Origin of the sequence: Roseibium sp. (assembly GCF_025698965.1) — a bacterium.
GTDB lineage: Bacteria > Pseudomonadota > Alphaproteobacteria > Rhizobiales > Stappiaceae > Roseibium.
In genome coordinates, this window is record NZ_JAILWL010000370.1 from 1 (window position 1) to 6,593 (window position 6,593).

Annotated in this window: 8 protein-coding genes; 6 read left to right on the top strand and 2 right to left on the bottom strand. The window is 56.4% G+C overall.

What is annotated here, in order from left to right:
• On the bottom strand, positions 1-969 hold a 969-nt coding region (locus tag K5905_RS24090), incomplete at its 3' end, for a zinc-binding dehydrogenase (protein WP_297588762.1).
• Between the two features lie 273 nt (positions 970-1,242).
• Here K5905_RS24090 and K5905_RS24095 point away from each other — a divergent pair.
• Complete coding sequence (locus K5905_RS24095; protein ID WP_297588766.1) at positions 1,243-1,923, top strand: FadR/GntR family transcriptional regulator; 681 nt, start codon at positions 1,243-1,245, stop codon at positions 1,921-1,923.
• Between the two features lie 49 nt (positions 1,924-1,972).
• Positions 1,973-2,611 carry a glutathione S-transferase N-terminal domain-containing protein gene (locus K5905_RS24100; protein ID WP_297588767.1) on the top strand — a complete coding sequence of 213 codons (639 nt, stop codon included), beginning with the start codon at positions 1,973-1,975 and terminating at the stop codon, positions 2,609-2,611.
• Positions 2,612-2,635: 24 nt separating this feature from the next.
• Here K5905_RS24100 and K5905_RS24105 read toward each other — a convergent pair whose 3' ends face one another.
• Entirely contained in the window at positions 2,636-3,661 is a 1,026-nt protein-coding gene (locus K5905_RS24105) for an AEC family transporter (RefSeq protein WP_297588770.1), read from the bottom strand.
• Positions 3,662-3,793: 132 nt separating this feature from the next.
• On the opposite strand from K5905_RS24105, the gene K5905_RS24110 reads away from it, so the two are divergent.
• The 4 genes from K5905_RS24110 to K5905_RS24125 all read left to right on the top strand — a co-directional run.
• Positions 3,794-4,378: a carboxymuconolactone decarboxylase family protein gene (locus K5905_RS24110; protein WP_297588773.1), complete on the top strand. Its 585-nt coding sequence runs from the start codon at positions 3,794-3,796 to the stop codon at positions 4,376-4,378.
• Between the two features lie 50 nt (positions 4,379-4,428).
• Entirely contained in the window at positions 4,429-5,550 is a 1,122-nt protein-coding gene (locus K5905_RS24115; RefSeq protein WP_297588774.1) for a tripartite tricarboxylate transporter substrate binding protein, read from the top strand.
• A 75-nt stretch (positions 5,551-5,625) separates the two neighbouring features.
• Positions 5,626-6,192, top strand: a complete 567-nt coding sequence (locus K5905_RS24120) for a hypothetical protein (protein WP_297588776.1) — start codon at positions 5,626-5,628, stop codon at positions 6,190-6,192.
• Positions 6,192-6,593: tripartite tricarboxylate transporter permease (locus tag K5905_RS24125; protein ID WP_297588778.1), on the top strand; the 402-nt coding region annotated here is incomplete at its 3' end. The genes K5905_RS24120 and K5905_RS24125, both read left to right, overlap by 1 nt.

The following is a 6,593-nucleotide window of genomic DNA, read 5'->3' on the forward strand; positions in this document are numbered from 1 at the left end:
GTGGGTTGCCGATTTGCCCTCGCCGCGAATGCCGTAAAGATAGATGTTGTTGACGGCGAGATAACCGAGGTCGAACTCGACCGGCTTCTTCGGGAAGGCTGCGAGGCAAACCTTGCCACCACGGTTGGTCATGTGGATTGCCTGATTGACGGTCGCTTCGCTTCCTGCGCAGTCAACGACGTAATCTGCTCCTTTGCCGCCAGTGAGCTCCTTGATACGGGCAACGACATCTTCGTTGCGTGCGTCAATTGTCACATCGGCACCCAGTTCCGATCCGATCCTGTTCCGATTTTCGCGCGTACCGACCAAAACAACGGGGGAGGCGCCGAGCGACTTGGCGACGGCCACCGCCAGCAAGCCGATCGGGCCGGGACCGATCACGACCACACTTTCACCGGCTACCAGACCGCCAAGTTCCGTCAATCCGTACATTGATGTTCCGGCGGTCACGACCAGCGTGGCCTCTTCGTCGGACATGGTGTCCGGCACTTTGATCATCGTGTTGATGTTGTTGACGGCGTATTGGGCAAAGCCCCCATTGGTGGTGAAGCCGTTGGCCCGGTGGCCCTTGTTCTGGTCACCGTAGTTTTTGCCGTAGTTATGGCAGGATGTGTACATTCCCATCCGGCAACGCTTGCACTGGCCGCATCCAGCGTGAATTTCAACCGTGACCCGGTCACCGATATCAAATTCATCGACACCAGGCCCCAAGGCGGCAATCGTCCCCATATATTCGTGTCCAGGGGTGAAATTCTTGTTGAACGGTGGTCCCCCCTCAATCAGTGCCGGCGTGCCGTAGGTCAGGATCTCCAGATCGGTTGCGCAAATTGCCACCGCGTCGATGCGCACGAGAGCTTCAGCGCGACCTGGCTGGGGAACGTCCTTGTCGACAAGACGCAATTCGTCCGGGTCGCCAAGAACCCAGGCCTTCATTTTCGATGGAACTTTCATGTTCGCCGGTGATTGCACGCGGCCCTCCCTGACTTGCGAATGGTTAGCCAATCGCGTTCTCGTTGTGTCGATCAGAGGTCGTTGACTGGTATCCGGTCACAATAAACGCTCGTATCGATGCGATGGATTGGTTAACCAATTTGGTGTTCCTTTCCATTAGGTTTCACGATAAAAATCTGAATGTAAAGAAAAAATCGATACTTGTTTTAAAATACACGATATGTGTAGATTAAATCTATGAAGTTTCGCAATAAGAAGCATTGGTGAACCAAATTGGTTTTGGAATTAGAGATGCCATCACTGCCCGCCCTTGAACTGGTCAGGGGGTGGCTCTATCAATCGGGGCTGCGGCCGGGAGGGCGCTTGCCACCTGAGCGCGAGTTGTGCGCCATTCTTGGAATGTCACGCGGAGTGCTGCGAAAAGCCTTGACCGTTCTGGAGGCGGAAGGTGCCATTCACAGGAAGGTCGGCAAGGGAACGTTTCTTGGCGAGGCGATTGCCGTGGCCGGAGCGTCTTCAGAAAGCTGGACTTTTCTGGCGGACCGGACGAGTCCGCATCAGGCGATGACCGCACGGTTTGTGCTTGAGCCGGAACTGACGGCCATGGCTGCCATTCATGCCACGCCCCGGCACTTGAATCATTTGAAGGACCTGACACAGCAAATGAGGGCGGCTACGTCCTGGTCCTCATATGAAGAACTTGATTTCGCATTTCATACCGAAATCGCAGAGGCGGCCGGGAACACGCTGCTGAGTGAGTTGCATTGGCTGGTGAACAAGGTTCGGGTCTCGGTGGTCTGGGAGCGCCTCGATGTTCCCGAAGGCGGTCCGCCGGCCGACTATCACTCCTTCGCCGAGCATGAAGCAATCGTCAGGGCGCTTGAGCGACGCGATTCGGCTGGAGCGAAAGCTGCCATGCGGGCGCATCTGAAATCCGTTCGCGCAACTTTCCTGCCTGAAGACGTGGACTAGTTCGAGCGTCCGGCCGGTTCCGGAGTTTCAAGATTGAAAGGCAACTCACGTGATTGATCTATACACCTGGACAACCCCGAATGGGCGGAAGGTTTCGATCCTTCTGGAAGAGCTCGGCGTCGATTACACAGCGCATGCCGTCGACATTTCCAAAGGGGAACAGCATGAGCCGGAGTTTCTGAAAATCTCACCGAACAATCGCATACCGGCGATTGTCGACCGTGAAACCGGTGTCACCATGATGGAAACCGGCGCGATCATGCTTTACCTCGCCGAAAAATACGACCGGTTTCTCCCGGAAGGAGCCGCGCGCTGGCCGGCCATCGAATGGTTGATGTGGCAGATGGGTGGGCTTGGGCCGATGCTCGGTCAGGTCCATCATTTCGTGAAGTACAACAAGGGCAAGTCGGTCTATGGCGAGGAGCGGTATTCCAGTGAGGGGCGCCGGCTTTACAAGGTTCTAAACACGCGTCTGGAAGGGCGTGATTTCATTGCCGGTGACGGGGTTGGCGAATATTCGATTACAGACATGGCCTGCTGGCCCTGGATCTCGCGTTTCGAATGGCAGGAAATCGACCTGAACGAATTTCCGAACGTCAGGGACTGGTATGTCCGGATTGCGGAGCGACCTGCAGTCCAGAGAGGCTACAGCGTTCCAAAATATGTCAACGACGTTCCGATGCCATAGGGGCATTTGATGTCATTTGCCGCGTCACAGATTGGAAAGAAGGGCCGGCAAGATTTCATTCAGCGTGGCATCTTGTGCGGCGATGCTGAGCCCGAGCCACAACAGGCCGGGCAGCGCGGCAAAGGTCATCAGGGTCGACGCGACAATCAGCCCGGCAACCTTCTCAGGCTCCCGGCCGTAGCGTTCGGCAAAAACATACGTGACGATGGCCGACGGCATGGCTGCCATCAGGAACATGCTGCCGGCAGTGATGCCGGTAACACCAAGAATTGCAACGGTTGCCAGACCCGCAACGATCCCGATGAGGAGCCTGGCAAGCGCAAGAAGAAGGGCTGTCTTGAGGTCCTGGATCGCAAGTCTTGCGATGGCCGCACCGAGCAGGATGACCATGACAGGTATCATCATGCCGCCGAGAAGCCGTGTCGTCTCATTTATGACGCCGGGGGGCGTGATGCCGGTCGACTTGACGACAAGCACAGCCAGAACCGACCAGACCAACGGTTCCTTCAACGTTCTTTTCAGAGAAAAACTTCCAGCCGTGACGATCGGCATGACCGTGTATTGCAAGATCGCAATCACGAAGAAAAACGCAACTCCGACGGCCAGTCCGTTATTGCCGAATGCCAGCAGGACGACCGGAAGGCCGATATTGCCCGAGTTCGGCATCGTCAGACTCGGCAGGAAGCTGCGATAATTCAAACCTGTCATCAAAAGAAATGCGCTGGCGAGAATTGTCGCGATGACACTGACGCAAATTGCACCGAGCGACATTTGCAAGAGGGCAGTTTCGGGAAGCTCGGTCGAGGTCAGGGAGTGGAACACCAAAGAGGGTGTGCCCACCATCATGACCAGCGCACTCATGCCTTTGGTTTCAAGGCTCGGGCCCGATTTTTGAAACCAGTATCCGATTGCCGCCATCAGCAGGATCGGCGCAATGACACCAACGAGTTCCCCAATCAACGCAAATTCCTTTGGAAATTCTGTTCGGACTGCCGGTGGCAGTCCGCGCTTGTGTGTGGAGCCGGATCTGACGGCAGAAATGCGGCTCACGTCAAGTGTTTGAGGCTGGCGATAGGTTCAGAATTGCCAATACGAGCTATCAGTAAAGCTGATTTAGAAAAGTCTTCGTTATTCGATATTTATGTAGCTAAGCTGAAATGTCGATTTTATAGGGAGGTGGCGGTGGCTCATCTGAAACCATTGGATCTTGCGGAAAGCAGGGAGGCTGCGGAGGAGATCAAGTGGCTGGCCGGACAGACCGGATTTGTCGCCAACTCCATGCTCACCCTTTCGCATCGACCGGAAATTGCACGTGCGGTTCTGAATCTGATCCGGGCAGTTGTCCGCAATCCGGATGGCACGGTCGATCCGGCACTTTTGTGGATGGTCGCGCATGTCACAAGCCTTTCCAACGGTTGCCAATATTGCTCTGCCCATACGTTCAAGAACGGTGCTGACAATGGCGTGCCGCAGGAAAAACTGGAGGCTCTTTGGGAATTCGAAACAAGCCCGCTGTTTTCCAACGTTGAACGGGCCGCATTACGGGTTGCCTTGAGCGGAGGCCAGTGTCCTGCGTCGGCGGATCCCGGCGACATGGAAATACTGAGAGCTCATTTCTCGACAGCGCAAATTGTCGAGATTTGCTCCGTCATCGCGTTGTTCGGTTTCAACAATCGCTGGAACGCCTTGATGGAAACCGAACTGGAGGAGAGTGTCGAAACCTTTTTGAACAGCAGCAATTACAACGGGCCAGACGCGACAGCGTGAGGCCAGGCAGGCCATTGGAGGAGTGGCCTGAAAATGGAGGAGGAATAGTTGTGACTGATAACAAGAGCGGTACCAACCGCAGGACTTTCCTAGCAGGTGCAGGGGTTGCTGCCGGAATGGCAGGGCTACAGATCACCATGCCGGGAACTGCATTCGGAGCTGGATATCCCGAACGTCCGATTACGCTGGTTGTCATGTATTCCGCTGGCGGCGGAACGGACACCATCATGCGCAAGCTTGCGCAGGAAATGGCCGACTCGCAAGGCTGGATCATCAACGTGATCAACAAGCCGGGGGCTGTCGGCGGAATCGCGACCCAGTTCGTGGATGCGCAAAGACCGGATGGTTACACGGTTCTGGGCGGTGCCAACTACAACCGTTTCGTCCGCGTTCTGGGCCATGCAGATTTCACACCCTGGAAGGATTGGGTTCCGTTCAAGGCCGCCAATGCCCTGGCATCCTGGTCCGTCAGTGCGGATAGCCCATATCAGACCATGAATGACGTAATTGAAGCAGCCAAGGCAAATCCGGGCAGCGTTACGATTTCGACATCCGGTACCGGTGGCGTCTGGCACGAACTTGCCTTGATCATTGCCAACATGGCGGGTGTTGAGCTGAAATATGTGCCCTACAAGGGTGGCAAGCCGGCAACACTTGCAGGTCTTCAGGGTGAGACCGACATTGCAGGTGGTGGATTGCACGAGCATATCGATCTGATCCGTGCAGGCAAATTGCGCAATCTTGCGCATACTGGAACTGAAGACATCACGCTTGACGATGGAACTGTTCTGCCGTCAATCGCAACGATCATTCCTGAAGCGCGCGCGCTGTTGCCAGTCGGTGCGACCTACAACTTCATGGTCAAGCGGGATCTGCCACCGGAAGCCATGCAGGCGCTGGCCGACGGGTTCGTGGCTGCGGTTAATTCGCCGGGCTTCCAGGAGCTGCTGAATTCCAAGTTCTTCCAGGCTGACGTCAAGATCGGCGAGGAAGCGGACCGCGAAGGTGCACTGATGGAATCGGTCACCGTTGAAATCTTCAACAAGTACAAAGACCAGATTGGTGCTGACGTGAAAACGGCAGAAGAACTCGGGCTTCCCAAGCCGGAAGACTTCGATGCGTGGTGGCCGCCTGAAGGCTACACCCCACCGCCGATCAAATCCGGCACCTGATCACGGTCCGGCCCCGGCGGCAACGCCGGGGTCACTGCCTTGCGAATTCAAATTTTCGAGCCTCGGGGGACGCCTGTGAGCGACAGCACCCAATCGGATGTGAAATTTGAGGGCGAAGAAGCCGGTACCGGTTACGCTTCGCCAGCCCTCGATATGATTGCATCAATTGCACTAATTCTTCTTTCAGTCGTGGTGATGATTGGAAGTCTCGCGCTTCCCGTCCCGGCTGATCTGCTGACAGCGCCCGGACTGTTGCCGTTCATCGTGGCTGCGAGCCTGCTTTTGATGGCGCTGGGGCTCGGTGCCTCTGCCATCGGAAGATGGCGCCAGGGTGTTCGACTACCTATCCTGTGGGGACGGGACCTGGGAACCGATCTCAGGTCGATCGGACTGGCTGTGGCGATCGCGGTCTATATCGCTGCCCTTCAGTTCCTGGCATTTCGGACCGTATTTACCATCGGCGATTTCCGGCACGCGCTGACGGCGTTCGAACCGGTTACGATACTCGCACTTGCCGCCATCATGCGCATGTCCTGGAACGGTCCGCTGTGGATCATTTGCACGGTCTCGGTGTTCTGGACCTTTCTGCTGAGCCTGGTTTTCCAGCACCTGTTCAACATTCCGCTGCCGGGGTCGTTCTGATGATAGATGCGTTACTCGCCGCCCTGCAGCCGTCGCTCCTGTTCATGTCCCTGTGCGGAGTGTGCCTGGGGATCGTCTGGGGTGCGCTTCCCGGTCTCTCCACGACCATGGCGATGGGGCTCCTCATTGGCCTTTCGGCCGGAATGTCCCAGGAAGTGGCCATTAGTTTCATGCTCGGGGTTTATACCGGCAGTGTCTTCGGCGGTGCGATCTCGGCTGTTCTCATCAATATTCCAGGCACACCGGACGCCGTGCCGACGATGATCGAAGGTCATCAGCTGGCCCAACGGGGTGAGGGTGGGCAGGCCCTGGGCATGTCCATTGCTGCTTCCTTTGTTGGCGGAATGGTCGGGATTGCGCTCCTGGTCATGCTGATCCCGCTGATCCTGGCCTTTGCACTG